The 17,887-nt window shown below is 49.7% G+C and carries 16 protein-coding genes; 11 read left to right on the forward strand and 5 right to left on the reverse strand.

Translation table 11 applies throughout. The annotated features are described in order from the left end of the window. Window positions 1–75: 75 nt before the first annotated feature. From znuA to lpxM, 3 genes are all read left to right on the forward strand, one after another. On the forward strand, window positions 76–1,020 hold the full coding sequence (gene znuA / locus VJY99_RS07720; protein ID WP_324117484.1) for a zinc ABC transporter substrate-binding protein ZnuA: 945 nt from the start codon (window positions 76–78) through the stop codon (window positions 1,018–1,020). A 15-nt stretch (window positions 1,021–1,035) separates the two neighbouring features. Then, on the forward strand, window positions 1,036–2,358 hold the full coding sequence (gene mepM / locus VJY99_RS07725; RefSeq protein ID WP_324117468.1) for a murein DD-endopeptidase MepM: 1,323 nt from the start codon (window positions 1,036–1,038) through the stop codon (window positions 2,356–2,358). Between the two features lie 123 nt (window positions 2,359–2,481). Next, window positions 2,482–3,456: a lauroyl-Kdo(2)-lipid IV(A) myristoyltransferase gene (gene lpxM, locus VJY99_RS07730; protein ID WP_324117469.1), complete on the forward strand. Its 975-nt coding sequence runs from the start codon at window positions 2,482–2,484 to the stop codon at window positions 3,454–3,456. Window positions 3,457–3,508: 52 nt separating this feature from the next. On the opposite strand, the gene pyk is transcribed toward lpxM, so the two are convergent. Both pyk and VJY99_RS07740 read right to left on the reverse strand, forming a co-directional pair. After that, the gene (gene pyk, locus VJY99_RS07735) at window positions 3,509–4,951 is read right to left on the reverse strand and encodes a pyruvate kinase (RefSeq protein WP_324117470.1); all 1,443 of its coding nucleotides are present in this window, start codon (window positions 4,949–4,951) and stop codon (window positions 3,509–3,511) included. Window positions 4,952–5,081: 130 nt separating this feature from the next. Further along, window positions 5,082–5,951, reverse strand: a complete 870-nt coding sequence (locus VJY99_RS07740) for a MurR/RpiR family transcriptional regulator (RefSeq protein ID WP_324117471.1) — start codon at window positions 5,949–5,951, stop codon at window positions 5,082–5,084. A gap of 420 nt (window positions 5,952–6,371) precedes the next feature. Here VJY99_RS07740 and zwf point away from each other — a divergent pair, with 420 nt between their 5' ends. The 3 genes from zwf (at window position 6,372) to kdgA (ending at window position 10,739) form a co-directional block, all read left to right on the forward strand. Next, entirely contained in the window at window positions 6,372–7,847 is a 1,476-nt protein-coding gene (gene zwf / locus VJY99_RS07745; RefSeq protein ID WP_324117472.1) for a glucose-6-phosphate dehydrogenase, read from the forward strand. A 378-nt stretch (window positions 7,848–8,225) separates the two neighbouring features. Continuing rightward, entirely contained in the window at window positions 8,226–10,037 is a 1,812-nt protein-coding gene (edd, locus tag VJY99_RS07750) for a phosphogluconate dehydratase (RefSeq protein ID WP_324117473.1), read from the forward strand. Between the two features lie 63 nt (window positions 10,038–10,100). Continuing rightward, window positions 10,101–10,739, forward strand: coding sequence for a bifunctional 4-hydroxy-2-oxoglutarate aldolase/2-dehydro-3-deoxy-phosphogluconate aldolase (gene kdgA / locus VJY99_RS07755; protein WP_324117474.1), 639 nt, complete (start codon window positions 10,101–10,103; stop codon window positions 10,737–10,739). Between the two features lie 155 nt (window positions 10,740–10,894). Here the strand turns inward: kdgA and purT are convergent, their stop codons facing one another. After that, the gene (purT, locus tag VJY99_RS07760) at window positions 10,895–12,073 is read right to left on the reverse strand and encodes a formate-dependent phosphoribosylglycinamide formyltransferase (RefSeq protein WP_324117475.1); all 1,179 of its coding nucleotides are present in this window, start codon (window positions 12,071–12,073) and stop codon (window positions 10,895–10,897) included. 138 nt (window positions 12,074–12,211) lie between these two features. Here purT and VJY99_RS07765 point away from each other — a divergent pair, with 138 nt between their 5' ends. Together VJY99_RS07765 and ptrB are read left to right on the forward strand one after the other, a co-directional pair. Continuing rightward, complete coding sequence (locus tag VJY99_RS07765; protein ID WP_324117476.1) at window positions 12,212–12,556, forward strand: YebG family protein; 345 nt, start codon at window positions 12,212–12,214, stop codon at window positions 12,554–12,556. A 156-nt stretch (window positions 12,557–12,712) separates the two neighbouring features. Next, entirely contained in the window at window positions 12,713–14,770 is a 2,058-nt protein-coding gene (gene ptrB / locus VJY99_RS07770) for an oligopeptidase B (RefSeq protein ID WP_324117477.1), read from the forward strand. Between the two features lie 7 nt (window positions 14,771–14,777). Here the strand turns inward: ptrB and exoX are convergent, their stop codons facing one another. Both exoX and VJY99_RS07780 read right to left on the reverse strand, forming a co-directional pair. Continuing rightward, the gene (gene exoX, locus VJY99_RS07775; RefSeq protein WP_324117478.1) at window positions 14,778–15,440 is read right to left on the reverse strand and encodes an exodeoxyribonuclease X; all 663 of its coding nucleotides are present in this window, start codon (window positions 15,438–15,440) and stop codon (window positions 14,778–14,780) included. 190 nt (window positions 15,441–15,630) lie between these two features. Next, window positions 15,631–15,861, reverse strand: a complete 231-nt coding sequence (locus VJY99_RS07780; RefSeq protein ID WP_034495983.1) for a DNA polymerase III subunit theta — start codon at window positions 15,859–15,861, stop codon at window positions 15,631–15,633. Window positions 15,862–16,009: 148 nt separating this feature from the next. Between VJY99_RS07780 and yobA the strand changes: the two genes are divergently transcribed. Genes yobA through VJY99_RS07795 form a run of 3 tightly spaced genes read left to right on the forward strand, consistent with a single transcriptional unit; the run spans window position 16,010 to window position 17,630 of the window. Continuing rightward, window positions 16,010–16,384 (forward strand): CopC domain-containing protein YobA, encoded by a 375-nt coding sequence (gene yobA, locus VJY99_RS07785; protein WP_324117479.1) that lies wholly within the window; start codon window positions 16,010–16,012, stop codon window positions 16,382–16,384. Window positions 16,385–16,389: 5 nt separating this feature from the next. Continuing rightward, on the forward strand, window positions 16,390–17,262 hold the full coding sequence (copD, locus tag VJY99_RS07790) for a copper homeostasis membrane protein CopD (RefSeq protein WP_324117480.1): 873 nt from the start codon (window positions 16,390–16,392) through the stop codon (window positions 17,260–17,262). Window positions 17,263–17,288: 26 nt separating this feature from the next. Further along, window positions 17,289–17,630, forward strand: a complete 342-nt coding sequence (locus VJY99_RS07795; protein WP_324117481.1) for a YebY family protein — start codon at window positions 17,289–17,291, stop codon at window positions 17,628–17,630. Window positions 17,631–17,887: the final 257 nt, after the last annotated feature.

The following is a 17,887-nucleotide window of genomic DNA, read 5'->3' on the forward strand; positions in this document are numbered from 1 at the left end:
ATTTCAGGGGTTGCAGAAGTTAGCGGATGTTATAATATCACACCCCTCACATTCATAACGATGAAAAGTTGCATTATGTTACATAAAAAGGCATTTCTTTGCGCAGCTTTAACCACGGCTTTTATGGTAACCGCCGCAGTGCCCGCTCAGGCGGCAGTTGTTGCCTCTATTAAACCACTAGGGTTTATAGCCGCGGCGATAGCAGACGGCGTTACGCCAACAGAAATTTTATTGCCAGATGGCGCTTCTGAACATGATTATGCACTTCGTCCATCTGATGTAAAACGCTTACAAAGCGCGGACTTAGTCGTGTGGGTTGGCCCAGAAATGGAAGCCTTCATGCAGAAGTCGGTAAACCAATTAGCTGAACAAAAACAAGTGCAATTGGCTGCTTTGCCTGGCGTGAAACCGTTGCTCATGAAAGGTGATGATGATGACGGCCATGACCATGAAGGACATAACCATTCAGCCGAAAATAGTGACGAAGATCACCATCACGGTGAATACAACATGCATATTTGGCTTTCCCCAGAAGTAGCGCGGCTGTCAGCGGTTGCAATCCACGATAAATTAGTGGAACTTATGCCCCAAAATAAAGCCAAACTTGACGCCAACTTGCACTCTTTCGAATTAGGATTATCCAACATCGATAAGCAAGTGGGTAGCGTGCTCGCACCGCTCACAGGAAAAGGGTATTTCGTTTTTCACGACGCTTATGGCTACTTTGAAAAACATTATGGTTTAACGCCACTTGGCCATTTTACCGTGAACCCTGAAATCCAGCCCGGTGCGCAGCGTTTACATGACATTAGAACACAGTTGGTTGAGCAAAAAGCCGTGTGCGTTTTTGCTGAACCACAATTCAGGCCAGCAGTGATCAATGCCGTCGCTCGTGGTACTCAGGTTCGTTCCGGAACGCTGGACCCACTGGGGATTGAGATTAAGCTCGGCAAAGACAGCTATATGCAGTTTTTGAACGGGATTGCGAACCAGTATGCAAGCTGCCTGAAAGGAGATTAACGAGGAAGTGAATACGTGCAACAGATAGCCCGCTCTGTCGCCCTGGCATTCGACAATTTGTCCCGGCCCCACCGCGTTATGCTGGGGTCTCTTACCGTTCTTACACTTGCGGTCGCTGTTTGGCGACCGTACGTTTATCATCCTGAAGCCAGCCCTGTTATCAAAACCATTGAGCTTGAGAAAAACGAAATTCGTTCGTTACTTCCCGAAGCCAGTGAGCCGTTAGACCAGTCTCCGGACGTTGAAGACGATACCATCCCACAAGATGAACTGGACGATAAAACTGCCGTTGAAACTGGGGTTCATGAGTATGACGTGTCTACCGGGGATACGCTTAGCAGCATCTTGAACCAGTATGGCATTGAGATGAGTGATATCAGCCAGCTTGCCGCGGTTGATAAAGATCTACGGAACCTGAAAATCGGTCAGCAAATTTCCTGGACGTTAAATGACAATGGCGAGTTACAACGCCTAACGTGGGAAATGTCACGCCGTGAAACGCGTACCTACGACCGTACAGGTAGCACATTTAAGCTCAGCAGCGAAATGCAGCAAGGCGAATGGGTTAACAACGTGTTGAAAGGCACTGTAGGCAATAGTTTCGTCAGCAGCGCGAAAGATGTTGGATTAACCAGCGCTGAAATCAGCGGGGTTATCAAGGCCATGCAGTGGCAAATGGACTTCCGTAAACTGAAGAAAGGCGATCAGTTCGCTGTACTGATGTCACGTGAAATGCTTGATGGCAAACGTGAACAAAGCCATTTGGTTGGCGTGCGTCTACGCAGCAGCGGTAAAGATTACTACGCAATACGCGCCGAAGACGGCAAGTTCTATGACAGAAGTGGTTCAGGATTGGCGAAAGGATTTATGCGTTTCCCGACGGCCAAACAGTTCCGTATTTCGTCAACATTTAATCCTCGTCGCCTTAACCCGGTAACGGGTCGCGTTGCACCGCACAAAGGTGTCGATTTTGCGATGCCGCAAGGGACTCCAGTATTGGCCGTTGGTGATGGTGAAGTGGTGATGGCGAAACGTAGTGGGGCGGCAGGTTACTTTGTGGCTATACGCCACGGGCGTTCGTATACCACCCGTTACATGCACCTGAAGAAACTGTTAGTGAGCCCTGGCCAGAAAGTGAAACGCGGTGATCGTGTCGCCCTGTCAGGCAATACTGGCCGTTCCACTGGCCCACATTTACATTATGAAGTGTGGATTAACCAGCAAGCGGTGAACCCGTTGTCAGCGAAACTGCCACGTACCGAGGGGCTAACAGGCTCAGATCGTAACGATTATCTGGCTCAGGTTCGCGAAGTCACACCACAGCTTAGTTTCAATTAATTAAGGGTTGTGTACAAAGCCGGTACTCAGTGACCGGCTTTTTCTTTGTCTGAAAGGCATTACCCCGCTAAGATACCTCCAAATTCATGTCATCAATCATTTGATGCTGTACTGAGAATATGCATGGAAAAAGCAAATAAAAGTCACAGTGAGTTCATTCCTGAATTCCAGAAGGCCTTCTTGCACCCAAAATTTTGGGGCGCCTGGCTAGGCGTGGGCGCTTTCGCAGGGCTTGCAATGTTACCGCCGTCAATACGCGATCCCCTGTTAGGTAAAGTGGGGCGTATTGCTGGGCGTTTTGGTAAAAGTGCCCGCCGCCGTGCGCAAATTAACTTGCTGTATTGCTTCCCGGAGATGCCGGAAGCCGCCCGTGAAGCTATCATCGACGAGATGTTTGCCACAGCACCTCAAGCGATGGTGATGATGGCGGAGTTGGCTATCAAGGATCCTCAAAAGGTCATGCAACGGGTTGACTGGCATGGTAAAGAGATTATCGATGAGCTAAAGCAACGGGGAGAAAATGTGATTTTCCTGGTGCCGCACGGATGGGGAGTGGATATTCCGGCGATGTTGCTTGCATCGCAGGGGCAAAAAATGTCCGCGATGTTCCACAATCAGGGCAACCCATTATTTGACTATATGTGGAATACCGTACGTCGCCGTTTTGGTGGCCGGTTGCATGCACGTAACGATGGGATTAAACCGTTTATCAGCTCTGTGCGTCAGGGATATTGGGGATATTATCTACCAGACCAGGATCACGGTGCTGAACATAGCGAGTTCGTCGATTTCTTCGGAACCTATAAAGCGACATTGCCCGCCATCGGCCGCTTGATGAAAGTGGCGCGTGCGCGTGTTGTGCCTTTGTTCTCGGTATACAACAGCAAAACGCACCGTTTAGATATTCATATTCGTCCTCCGATGGACGATTTGGTCGATGCCGATGACATCACGATTGCCCGCCGTATGAATGAAGAAGTCGAAATTTTGGTAAGGCCAAATCTTGAACAATACACCTGGATTTTAAAATTGCTCAAGACTCGCAAGGAAGGGGAAACAGAACCTTACCGCCGCAAAGAGTTATATCCGAAAAAATAAACAAGAAATAAAAAAAGGGGCCAATTGGCCCCTTTGTCATACGGTGGTTGAATTACTCAACACACAGAATGCGCGTCGTGTTAGTGGTACCAATGGTACTCATCACATCGCCCTGGGTAACGATAACCAGATCGCCAGAAACCAGGTAGCCTTTGTCACGCAGCAGATTTACCGCGTCACTTGCGGCAGCAACGCCGTCGCTTGGGCTATCGAAATGCACTGGCGTCACACCACGGTATAAAGAGGTGAGGTTCAGTGTACGTTCATGACGAGACATGGCAAAAATCGGTAAACCGGAGCTGATACGAGAAGTCATCAATGCGGTACGGCCTGATTCTGTCATGGTGATGATTGCGGTAATACCTTTCAGGTGGTTTGCCGCATACATGGCAGACATCGCAATCGCTTCTTCAACGTTGTCGAACTGCACGTCCAGACGGTGTTTAGAAACATTGATGCTTGGGATTTTTTCAGCACCCAGGCAAACACGCGCCATCGCAGCAACGGTTTCTGCTGGGTATTGACCCGCTGCCGTTTCCGCAGACAACATCACCGCATCGGTACCATCGAGAACGGCGTTGGCAACGTCCATGACTTCGGCACGCGTCGGCATTGGGTTGGTAATCATCGACTCCATCATTTGAGTCGCTGTAATCACCGCACGGTTGAGTTTACGCGCACGACGAATCAGGGTCTTCTGAATACCGACCAGCTCAGGGTCGCCGATTTCAACGCCCAGGTCACCACGAGCCACCATCACCACGTCAGACGCGAGAATAACGTCGTCCATCGCCGCTTCGTCACAGACCGCTTCAGCACGTTCAACTTTCGCGACAATCTTAGCGTCACAACCTGCATCACGTGCCAGGCGGCGTGCGTAGTTCAAGTCTTCGCCACAACGTGGGAAAGAGACTGCCAGGTAATCGACACCGATTTTTGCGGCAGTCAAAATGTCGGCTTTGTCTTTTTCGGTCAGCGCTTCGGCTGACAGGCCGCCACCCAGTTTGTTGATACCTTTGTTATTCGACAGCGGGCCACCTACGGTGACTTCAGTGAACACTTTCATACCCTGAACGTCGAGTACTTTTAACTGCACACGGCCATCATCAAGCAGCAGGATGTCACCGGTGACAACGTCAGCTGGCAGACCTTTATAGTCGATACCGACTTTTTCTTTGTCGCCTTCACCTTTACCCAGGTTGGCATCAAGCAGGAATTTGTCGCCGATATTAAGGAATACTTTACCTTCTTTGAAGGTAGAGACACGAATTTTTGGCCCCTGCAAATCGCCCAGGATAGCGATATGACGACCCAGTTTAGCGGCAATTTCACGAACTTTATCAGCACGGATCTGATGATCTTCTGCGGTGCCATGGGAAAAGTTCATACGTACCACGTTAGCGCCAGCTGCGATAATCTTTTCCAGATTATTGTCGCGGTCGGTTGCCGGGCCTAAAGTGGTAACGATTTTGGTTCTACGTAGCCGTCTGGACATGTATTACTCCGTTGACTGAAACAACTGTGGTGTTGTGTTAACAAAAAAATTCGGCAAATCGGAATGCGTAAAAACGCAATGCAACAACTTAACCGAATGACCTAAAAAGTTACAGCTTTGTTATAAAAACTTAATTGTTCTCACCTGAGACAAAATGCCCCTTATCAAAACGCGATTCCTTTAGCGCTTCTTTGACTCGCTTCAAGTTATCTCTGAATTTCGCGCCACGACGTAAAGTAAAACCGGTCGCCAGTACATCAATGACTGTTAATTGCGCGAGTCTGGACACCATTGGCATATAAATGTCGGTATCTTCTGGTACGTCCAGCAGTAAAGAGAGTGTCGCTTCGCGAGCCAGTGGTGAGCCTTCTGAGGTTATCGCCAGCACAATGGCATCGTTCTCTCGGGCTAATTGCGCCAATTCAACCAGGTTTTTGGTGCGCCCGGTATGCGAGATAAGCACGACAACGTCTTCTTCGCTGCAATTCATGCAGCTCATGCGCTGTAAAACGACATCGTCAGAATAGATAACCGGTACATTAAAACGGAAGAATTTATTCATCGCATCATGGGCGACTGCGGCCGAGGAACCCAAACCAAAGAAAGCAATTTTCTTGGCCTGCGTGAGTAAATCTACGGCGCGATTGACCGCGGCCATATCCAGTGATTGCCGCACCTGGTCAAGGCTTGCCATGGCGGATTCGAAGATTTTGCCGGTATAAGCTTCAACGCTATCGTCTTCGTCAACATTCCGGTTTACATAAGGAGTGCCATTCGCCAGACTTTGCGCTAAATGTAATTTAAAATCCGGGAAGCCTTTGGTTTCAAGACGGCGGCAAAATCGGTTGACTGTCGGTTCGCTAACGTCAGCGCTGCGGGCGAGAGTGGCAATGCTTGAGTGAATGGCATCTTGCGGTGCGGTAAGAATCACTTCTGCGACTTTACGTTCTGATTTGCTAAGGTGTTCCAGTTGGGACTGGATTTTGTCCAGCATATTCATAGGTGTCCGGCACTCATGGATTTTGTCGATTTCTATAAAAGGAGAAATCGTGTCACGATTTAGCAAGAATATACCCTCGCCATTCAGCGAAGTGGCAAGTTAATCGGTGTAATGATGTTGTTTTTTTTCATTACATGATCAGTGTCTAACTTTAGGCATGATATACATCGACATTAAATCGTCAGAAAATTCCACGATTCAATGGGAAAAATGGCTCTGACGGGCAAATTTTGCCCACGAAAGCGATCAAATAATGGGCAAGGATTTACCTGAATTAACTAAAAGCAGTACATTGTTCTGTAATAAAACTACAAACGGGCCGGAACTTATTACTCCGTGATAATTGGAGTTGCAGCCAACACACCTGCAACTTGAAGTATGATGGAGGAAACCGGTATTTCCGAAACGAGGAGACAAAACATGGCGGTAACACAGACAGCTCAGGCATGTGACCTGGTGATTTTCGGTGCAAAAGGCGACCTTGCGCGTCGGAAACTGCTGCCTTCCTTATATCAGTTGGAAAAGGCGGGGCAGATCCACCCAGATACACGTATCCTGGGCGTGGGCCGCGCAGACTGGGATAAAGAGGCGTATACCAAAGTGGTGCGTGAGGCGATCGAAACCTTTATGAAGGAAAAGATCGACGAAAGCCTGTGGGACAAATTGAGCGGCCGTCTTGATTTTTGCAATCTGGATGTAAACGACACTGCAGCTTTTACCAAACTCGGTAAGATGCTCGATCAGCAAAATCGCGTCACTATCAACTATTTTGCTATGCCACCAAGTACTTTTGGCGCCATCTGTAAAGGTTTGGGTAAGGCGAAACTCAACGCAAAACCTGCTCGCGTAGTGATGGAAAAACCACTCGGCACCTCGCTTGCAACCTCTAAGGACATCAACGACCAGGTCGGTGAGTATTTTGAAGAGTGCCAGGTTTACCGTATTGACCACTATTTAGGAAAAGAGACGGTACTGAACCTGCTGGCACTGCGTTTTGCTAACTCTCTGTTTGCGAATAACTGGGATAACAAAACTATCGACCACGTGGAAATCACGGTTGCTGAAGAAGTCGGTATTGAAGGGCGTTGGGGTTACTTTGATCAGGCCGGGCAGATGCGCGACATGATTCAAAACCACCTGCTGCAAATCCTGTGCATGATTGCCATGTCCCCGCCATCAGACCTCACGGCTGACCATATCCGCGATGAGAAAGTAAAAGTTCTGCAATCTCTACGCCGTATCGACCGCAGCAATGTGCGTGAAAAAACGGTTCGCGGCCAGTACACCTCGGGTTTTGCGCAGGGTAAAAAAGTCCCGGGCTATCTGGAAGAAGAAGGTGCGAACAAATCTAGCGGCACCGAAACGTTTGTATCCATTCGTGTGGATATCGACAACTGGCGTTGGGCTGGTGTGCCGTTCTACCTGCGTACCGGTAAACGTCTACCCACCAAATGCTCTGAAGTTGTGGTCTATTTCAAGAGCCCAGCGCTGAACTTGTTTAAAGATTCCTGGCAAGATTTGCCGCAGAACAAACTCACCATTCGTCTGCAGCCAGATGAAGGCGTGGATATTCAGGTGCTCAACAAAGTGCCAGGACTTGATCACAAGCACAACCTGCAAACCACCAAACTGGACTTGAGCTACTCCGAAACCTTTAATGAATCCCATCTGGCCGATGCTTACGAGCGCCTCCTGCTGGAGACCATGCGCGGTATTCAGGCATTGTTCGTTCGTCGTGATGAAGTCGAAGAAGCATGGAAATGGGTCGATTCAATCACTGAGGCTTGGGCCGCTGACAACGATGCACCTAAACCTTACCAGGCGGGAACCTGGGGGCCTGTAGCATCGGTTGCAATGATTACCCGTGATGGGCGTTCGTGGAACGAGTTCGAGTAAATCCGCGTCATCCATCGAGTTGCAGGGGTGTTGGCTGCACTCGCTCCCCCCAGTCACTTACTTATGTAAGCTCCTGGGGATTCGGTCGTTTGCCGCCTACCTGCAACCCGAATGATTTAGCGGATGGAATCGGCGTAATTGTGCAAAAACCGTGTAACAAACGATTCGTATTTTACCGGTAACATGATCTAGCTCCAAAGTAGTGGATTTTTTTTAATTTAAAAGCCCTGACTGGATTCACCAGCAGGGCTTTTTTATTTACACTAGCTGAAGCGATTTTGCCCTGATGGTACGTATAGCCGCCTCACTGGAAGAAACTGAGCCGGTAACGTCGACCACCTGCCAAAGCGACGGCAGCCACTTTTTAGAGGACCTGTTATGAATCAAATTTTGTTACGCGTAACAAAACGCATCGTTGAACGCTCTCGCCAGACCCGCGAAACTTACCTGGCCCGCATCGAAAAAGCGAAGTCCGGTACTGTCCACCGTTCTGAATTGGCGTGCGGGAATTTGGCTCATGGTTTTGCGGCTTGTCAGCCAGAAGATAAAGACGCGCTGAAGAGTATGCTGCGTAACAACATTGCGATCATTACTTCCTATAACGATATGCTTTCTGCTCACCAACCGTATGAGTATTACCCTGACCAGATTCGTAAAGCGTTACATTCTGTCGGTGCTATAGGGCAGGTTGCGGGTGGCGTGCCAGCGATGTGCGATGGGGTGACTCAAGGCCAGGATGGTATGGAGCTGTCACTGCTCAGTCGCGAAATTATCGCGATGTCGACCGCTATTGGTCTGTCACATAACATGTTCGACGGCGCTTTGTACCTTGGCGTATGCGATAAAATCGTCCCAGGTTTGACCATGGCCGCCCTCTCATTTGGCCATTTACCTGCAGTGTTTGTCCCGTCAGGCCCAATGGCCAGCGGTTTAGCGAATAAAGAGAAAGTACGCGTTCGTCAGCTTTATGCTGAAGGCAAAGCTGACCGTCAGGCCTTACTCGACGCTGAAGCCGCGTCTTACCATGCGCCAGGCACCTGCACGTTTTATGGCACCGCCAACACCAATCAAATGGTCGTTGAGTTCATGGGTATGCAGTTACCGGGTTCCTCGTTCGTTCATCCAGATGCTCCTCTGCGCCATGAGTTAACCGCAGCAGCGGCACGCCAGGTGACGCGCTTGACGGGAAATGGCAATGAGTGGATGCCAATCGGGAAAATGATTGACGAAAAAGTGGTGGTAAATGGCATCGTCGCGTTGTTGGCCACTGGCGGTTCAACCAACCACACCATGCACCTGGTCGCGATGGCGCGTGCGGCTGGCATCATCATTGACTGGGATGATTTCTCTGACCTTTCTGATGTCGTGCCTTTACTGGCTCGCTTGTACCCGAACGGCCCGGCGGACATCAACCATTTCCAGGCTGCGGGCGGTGTACCCGTGCTGATGCGCGAATTACTCAAAGGTGGTTTGCTGCATGAAGATGTCAATACCGTCGCGGGCTTTGGCTTGCAACACTACACTATGGAACCGTGGCTGGATAACGGCCAGCTCGCGTGGCGTGAAGGTGCAGCAACCCCACTCGATACCGATGTTATCGCAACCTTTGAAAAACCATTCTCCAAACACGGTGGCACTAAACTGCTCAGCGGTAACCTTGGACGTGCGGTAATGAAAACGTCTGCGGTTCCGGTCGAGAATCAAATTGTCGAAGCACCAGCGGTCATTTTTGAAAGCCAGCATGATGTTTTACCTGCATTTGAAGCCGGTGAACTTGACCGCGATTGCGTGGTGGTTGTGCGTCATCAAGGGCCAAAAGCGAATGGCATGCCAGAATTACATAAACTTATGCCGCCACTTGGGGTATTATTGGACCGCTGTTTCAAAATTGCGTTAGTCACTGATGGACGGCTGTCGGGCGCATCAGGTAAGGTGCCCTCTGCAATCCATGTTACCCCAGAAGCTTATGATGGTGGGCTGCTGGCAAAAGTCCGCGATGGCGATATGATTCGCGTCAACGGTCAAACGGGTGAACTGACATTGCTGGTCGATGATGCTGAACTGGAAAAGCGCACTGCATATCACCCGGACCTCAGCGCGGATCGCGTTGGAACCGGCCGTGAACTATTTAGCGCGTTACGCGAACAGTTATCTGGCGCGGAACAGGGCGCGACCTGCATTAAATTTTAAGGACCAGATGTAGCAATTGCCGCACTGGAAATGAATTATAAAGTTGGTTGAAGAGGCTCTTAGATGAAAAACTGGAAAACTACTGCGGAACAGATCCTGAAAACAGGACCGGTCGTTCCGGTTATCGTAGTAAACAAACTGGAACACGCAGTACCAATGGCTAAAGCGTTAGTGGCTGGCGGCGTACGTGTTCTGGAAGTGACTCTGCGTACTCCATGCGCAATGGACGCTATCCGTGCAATCGCGAAAGAAGTTCCAGAAGCGATTATCGGCGCAGGTACTGTTCTGAATCCACAACAACTGGCAGAAGTTACCGAAGCTGGCGCGCAGTTTGCCATCAGCCCAGGTCTGACTGAGCCGTTGCTGAAAGCGGCAACTGAAGGCACCATCCCATTGATCCCAGGTATCAGCACGGTTTCTGAACTCATGCTGGGTCTGGACTACGGCTTGAAAGAATTCAAATTCTTCCCAGCTGAAGCCAATGGCGGCACTAAAGCTCTGCAAGCTATCGCAGGCCCATTCTCTCAGGTTCGTTTCTGCCCAACTGGCGGTATCACACCGGCTAACTACCGTGACTACCTGGCGCTGAAAAGCGTTCTGTGTATCGGTGGTTCCTGGTTGGTTCCGGCTGACGCTCTGGAAGCGGGTGATTACGATCGGATCACCCAGCTTGCTCGTGAAGCTGTCGAAGGCGCGAAATAACACGTCATCCTTCGAGCTGTAGATGCGTTGGCTACGTTCACTCACCCCGGTCACATAGTTTATCTATGCTCCCGGGGATTCATTCTCTGGCCGCCTTCCTGCAACTCGAATGATTCGTGTTATAAAATCCTCGCTCAAATGAGCGAGGATTTTTTTTAGCCTTTGACGATAACGGCTTTAGTCGCCGCAATGGCGCGTGCAATAGCATCTTCCACGCTAGACCCTGTCGCCAATGCAACACCCATGCGACGTTTCCCACTGATTTCTGGCTTACCGAACAGACGCACTTGTAAGCCTGCACCCACCGCGCCACCGACGTTGCCATACAATACGTTATCGCTGGTTAATTCCGGGAGAATAACTGCTGAAGCTGCTGGGCCGTACTGGCGAATATCACCAATTGGCAAACCCAGGAATGCACGAACATGCAAGGCGAACTCTGACACATCCTGAGAAATCAGTGTCACCATGCCGGTGTCGTGTGGGCGAGGGGAGACTTCACTGAATATAACCTCATCGCCACAAACAAACAGCTCAACACCAAACAGCCCGTAACCACCTAAAGACTTCACGACTTTTTCTGCAATTTCCTGCGCGCGTGCAAGGGCAACATCACTCATCTTCTGTGGCTGCCAGGATTCACGATAATCGCCATCTTCCTGGCGATGACCAATCGGGGCACAGAAATGGACGCCATCGATTGCGTTGATGGTCAACAAGGTGATTTCAAAATCAAAATTCACCACGCCTTCGACAATCACACGCCCTTTACCGGCACGGCCACCCAGTTGAGCATATTCCCAGGCTTTGGCTAACTGATCGGCACTGCGGATAAAACTTTGCCCTTTACCGGAAGAGCTCATGACCGGTTTCACGATACAAGGCAGGCCAATGTCTTCGACGGCTTGCAAGAACGCGGTTTCACTATCGGCAAAATGGTAGCTGGAGGTTGGCAGACCCAGTTCTTCAGCAGCCAGACGACGAATGCCTTCGCGGTTCATGGTCAACTTGGCGGCTCTGGCGCAAGGCACAACGTACTGGCCTTGCTGTTCCAGTTCAACCAGCATATCCGTAGCAATGGCTTCAATTTCGGGAACAATAAAATCGGGCATTTCGGTCGCGACCAGTTTTTTAAGCTCGGCACCATCCAGCATGTTAATGACATGACTACGGTGCGCGACATGCATCGCAGGGGCATCGGCGTAGCGGTCTACGGCAATGACTTCCAGACCCAGACGCTGACATTCAATTGCCACTTCTTTTCCTAATTCGCCCGACCCCAACAACATCACACGAGTAGCTGAAGGACGAAGCGCTGTTCCCAAAATTGACATAATCTGTATACCTAAACGGAGAAAATAGACCGGCGAATTATAAACGAAAACGTTTGCGTACGCAGTGATTTTCCCGCTTGCGATACAAGGTTAATATTATTATACTGTTTAAATAAACAGTTAAATCGGAGCTGCAAAATGGCGGTTGAAATCAAATACGTTGTTGTACGAGAGGGGCAGGAAAAAATGTCATTTGCCAGTAAAAAGGACGCAGACGCCTATGACAAAATGCTCGATTTGGCTGAAGTGTTGAGTGATTGGTTGACTCAAAGCCCAATTGCTCTCGAAGAAGGCCAAAATGATGTGCTGGCGATGTGGATGGCAGAAAACAAAGATGTGCTTTCCACCGTACTGAAAAGCGGGAAATTGCCAGAGCAGGGCACCGTGATGGCCGCAGATGAAGCTTCTGAAACTATTTCCGAGGAAGAAGTTTCTGACGATAAAGTGGCCGAACATCCGCGTAAGCGCACCAAAGCTGCCTAAGTTTAATCGCGTCGGGATACCGGCGCGTTTCTTTTCTCATCTTTAGCCTTTTGCACTCTCAATACGTTGGTCGTTCGCTAAAATCCCACGTTACGCTTGCAAGGCTGTCTGAATTTGCCACCCTTACAGGGTGTTAACTCAAAAATGAATATCGACATGCCTCCTAAAGCAAAAAAAATACCTCACACCATGACCACGCATGGTGATACCCGCATCGACAACTATTACTGGTTACGTGACGACGATCGCACCGATGAACAGGTCCTTGATTATCTTCATCAGGAGAATGACTACGGTCGACAGGTGATGAGCACGCAACAGGCATTACAGGACCAGCTGCTCAAAGAGATGATCGACCGTATTCCACAGCGCGATATTTCCGCGCCCTATACGCAAAATGGTTATCGCTATCGCCAGGTTTTTGAAACCGGTAATGAGTACGCCATTTATCAACGCCAGTCAGTGGTGCTCAGCGAATGGGAAGAGTGGAACCTACTTGTCGACGGCAATCGTCGCGCGGCCCATAGCGAGTTTTACACCATGGGCGGGATGAGCATCACGCCAGATAATACGGTGATGGCGCTGGCGGAGGATTTTCTCTCACGTCGCCAGTACGGTTTACGCTTCCGTAATCTCGAAACCGGAAACTGGTATCCGGAAGTGCTGGACAATGTCTCCAGCAGTTTTGTCTGGGCGAACGATTCCGCGACGCTTTACTACGTCCGCAAGCATCCTAAAACGCTTTTGCCATACCAGGTTTGGCGTCACACGGTGGGGCATCCTTCCACCGATGACGAGTTGGTTTACGAAGAAAAAGACGAAATGTTTTATGTCAGTGTGAATAAAACCACCTCGAAGCACTTTGTCTTAATTTATCTAAGCAGTGCGACGACCAGTGAAGTGTTGCTGCTGGATGCAGAATGGGTCGATGCGCAGCCGCAAAGCTTTGTTCCGCGTCGCAAAGACCACGAATATACGCTCGATCACTTCCAGCATAATTTCTATTTACGCTCCAATCGCGACGGCAAAAACTTTGGTTTGTATCGCAGTAAAGTCCGTGATGAAAACCAATGGGAAGTACTGATCCCAGCGCGTGAGCAGGTGATGCTGGAAGGTTTTACCCTGTTTACTGATTGGTTAGTGGTTGAAGAACGTAAGCTGGGGCTGACGAGCCTGCGCCAAATCAACCGGAAAACGCATGAAGTTACCGGAATTGCATTTGATGACCCAGCCTATGTGACATGGCTTGGCTACAATCCTGAGCCGGAATCCTCGCGTTTGCGTTACGGCTACTCGTCGATGACCACGCCTGATACGTTGTTTGAGCTGGATATGGATACCGGCGAGAGACGGGTGATTAAGCAAACTGAAGTCGCGGGATTCGATGCCAGCCATTATCGCAGTGAACATATGTGGGTAACGGTTCGTGATGGCGTGCAGGTGCCTGTTTCTCTGGTGTATCACCGTGAACATTTTAAGCGGGGTAATAATCCGTTACTGGTTTACGGCTACGGTTCGTATGGCAGCAGCATGGACGCCGATTTCAGCAGCAGCCGTCTGAGCTTGTTAGATCGCGGATTTGTGTTTGCGATTGCGCATGTGCGGGGCGGTGGCGAACTGGGCCAGCAATGGTACGAAGATGGCAAGTACCTGAAGAAAGTGAACACGTTCAATGATTATCTTGATGTGTGTGATGCCTTACTCAAGCAGGGTTACGGGGCTGAAAACCTGCTGTACTCCATGGGGGGAAGTGCGGGCGGGTTACTTGTGGGTACGGTAATCAACATGCGGCCTGAGCTGTTTCATGGCGTCGTCGCCCAGGTGCCTTTTGTTGACGTGCTGACGACGATGCTTGATGAGTCGATTCCGTTAACCACGGGTGAATTCGAGGAGTGGGGGAATCCGCAAGATCCGGAGTATTACCACTACATCAAACAGTACAGCCCCTATGACCAACTCACCAAACAAGGTTATCCTCATATACTTGTGACGACCGGCTTGCACGATTCGCAGGTACAATATTGGGAGCCGGCAAAATGGGTGGCAAAACTGCGTGAGACGCGTACCGACGATAACTTGTTGTTGCTGTGTACCGATATGGACTCAGGACATGGCGGGAAGTCTGGACGCTTTAAATCCTATGAGGGCGTGGCATTAGAATACGCATTCTTGATTGCCCTGGCGCAAGGCACCTTACCAGGGCGTGCTCAGTAACGCGTGATTACCCTTCGAGATAATGTTTAAGCGTCATTCTGAGATCCGGCGCTAATTCTTTGATGTTATTTAACATCCAGCGTAAATAGCCCGGATCTTTTTCTGCAATTTCAGCAATCGGCTTACCCCGATATTTCCCGAACCCCATGGTGGATACCAGTGCCGGGCGGCCAGTAATGGTAACCATTTGGTCTGGTGTCCAGCCGGACTCATTCATGATCCGCAACAGCAAAGCGGCGGTAATGTAGCAATCAAATAGCGCGCGGTGATGATAAAGCCCGGCAGGTGTTTCAACCTCAAGTTGGAGCGATTTATACAAACTCATGTTGCTGTATTTGATACCAGGCCATAAACGACGGGCCAGCTTTACGGTACAAATCCATTCGCTATCAGGCATTTCAGGTAACATGCGCTGGTCGAAACTGGCGTTGTGGGCGACATAATATGGGCTGCCGTAATAGCGCGGAATGACATCTTCAATCCACGGTTTATCTGCCACCATCGCTTCGGTAATCTTGTGAATGGCCATCGCCTGATGGCTAATGGGGCGATCCGGACGCACTAAATCGCTCATGGGATTAACAATCTCACCATTGACGATATCGACGGATGCCACTTCCACCACGCCGCCCTGTAAACCGCAGGTTTCCGTATCAATAATGCGCAGCATACTTACTCCATCAAAACTTCGCAGGTTTGGTTAACGCGCTAGCGTAATGGAATGATTTCTCCGTGCCAACCTTTCTCATCACGTCGGTCAACAGCAAGTCATTCGCCATGATCGCCGCGAACCCTCTATTATTTTTTTTCCGGGGAAAACCTGAACATCATTTTGTAAGGAGGTTTATTGATAGGGGTAATTATTTCACTTTAGGTTCATACGGCAGTCGTGACAGATTGACTGACGCCAGCCGGTGCGCAATCAAGCGTTCTCTGAACCAATCTCGCAGATGGGCTGGTTGTTCGCGCTCGACGACTTCAGCAATCACCGGCATATTATAGCGTTCCTTAAATGCCACGCCCGCAGCCGCAAGATCCACATTGATCTTATCCATTTCGTCCTGGGGTAATTCAGCAAGATTGTGATTCATATTGGTCTCCTGTTTTGTGCCGCAAAGGTACTTGCAGATGAAGTTGATGACAAGTTTTTACATTTATTGATAGCCGTTCTCATCTCGACTTAACCGGGGCTCAAGGTTATCCTTTTGCCGTCTTGAATAAGGAAAAGGAATAGTTGATATGGCTTTCACACGATCTCGTCTTTTGACCCTCACTACACTCATAACGGCTCTTAGCGTTTCTGGTTCCGCTTTTGCGCATGCGCATTTACAACATCAATACCCTGCGGCAAACGCTGCGGTAAGCGCTTCACCACAGGCGATTACCCTCACTTTTTCTGAAGGTGTAGAGGCTAATTTTAGCGGAATCACTCTGACCGGGCCACAGCAAACTGCGGTCAAAACCGGTACGGCGAAACGTAACGAAAAAGACGATAAACAGCTGATTGTCCCGATCGAGGAGACGCTGAAACCGGGCGACTACCAGGTCGACTGGCATGTCGTGTCGGTGGATGGACATAAGACCAAAGGGAAGTACCCGTTCTCGGTGAAATAAGCAGAATGTTGCCTACATTCTATATCGCGCTGCGATTTATCCATTTTTCCGCCCTCATGGTGCTGCTCGGCAGTACCATTTCATGCTCATTGTTAGCACCTCAGGCATTTAAGCCAGTACTCATTCGTCGCCTGAAATGGCAGTGGCATACTGCCGTCTGGATAACAATGCTCAGCGCCGTATTACTTTTTTGCGCTCAGGCCGGAATGATGGGTAGCGGATGGCGGGATACGATTAATCCCCAGACTTGGCTAACCGTGCTTGGCACGCGCTTTGGTTCAGTGTGGTTGTGGCAGATTTTACTTGGCGTGGTGACGGTTGTGGTTCTGCTGCTTAAACCGCGCACCTTACAAGCTTTGCTGATGCTTCTTGCTGCTGCGCAACTCATTTTACTGGCAGGTGTTGGGCACGCTGCCATGCGTGAAGGCTTCTATGGTGGTGTGCAGCGATTGAACCATGCTGTGCATCTACTGGGCGCTGGCTGGTGGGTAGGGGGGTTACTTCCGCTGATTATGTGCATGCGCATGGCAGGAAAACCCCGCTGGCGCGGCGCGGCGATGACCGCGATGATGCGTTTTTCCCGTTACGGGCATTTGGCGGTTGCAGCGGTGCTACTGAGTGGGTTAATCAACAGCCTGATGATATTGGGTTGGTCATTGCCTCAGGACAGCGACTATGTGCGCTTATTATTGGTGAAGGTTGTCTTTGTTGCTGTGATGGTTATCATCGCATTGTATAACCGTTATTTTTTGGTGCCGCGATTTAACCGTGCTCCAACGGCAACAAAACAGTTTATCCGCTTAACCTGGTTGGAAATCATTTTGTCGGTGGCGGTACTCCTGGTGGTTAGCATTTTCGCAACCTGGGAACCGTACTGAAGACATTATTAGCTCAAGAGATATCCATGAAAAAAAGTATTTTGACGTTGTTTTTGCTGGCTTGTGCGAGCAGTGCGTTTGCCGCACCGCAAATCATCACCGTGAGCCGTTTTGAAATGGGCAAAGATAACTGGGCGTTTAACCGTGAAGAGGTGATGTTGAGTTGCCGTGCGGGTCATGCGTTGTTTGCTATCAACCCAAGCACATTGATGCAATACCCGCTTAATGAAATTGCCCAACAGCAGGTGGCGAGTGGCAAGACAACCGGCCAGCCTATCTCTGTGATTCAGATAGATGATCCGAAAACGCCAGGGCAAAAAATGAGTCTGGCGCCATTTATTGATCGTGCAGAGAAATTATGTAGCTAAAATAGTTAGCTCATTCATTTTAAATAGAAAACCGCACTACCCGTGGCCCGGATAGTGCGGTTTTTGTCTAAAACGTCACCTGTAACGCAGATTTTTTTCGAACACTTTAGCGCCCGACTGGAAAAGCTGCGCCGGTAATCTATTCTTAGAAGGCAAGGCGAACTCTGCCTGCATTAATGCCAACTTTTAGCGCACGGCTCTCTCCCAAGAGCCATTTCCCTGGACCGAATATAGGAATCGTATTCGGTCTTTTTTTT

It is taken from the genome of Buttiauxella sp., from assembly GCF_035271705.1.
Classification (GTDB): Bacteria; Pseudomonadota; Gammaproteobacteria; order Enterobacterales; family Enterobacteriaceae; genus Buttiauxella.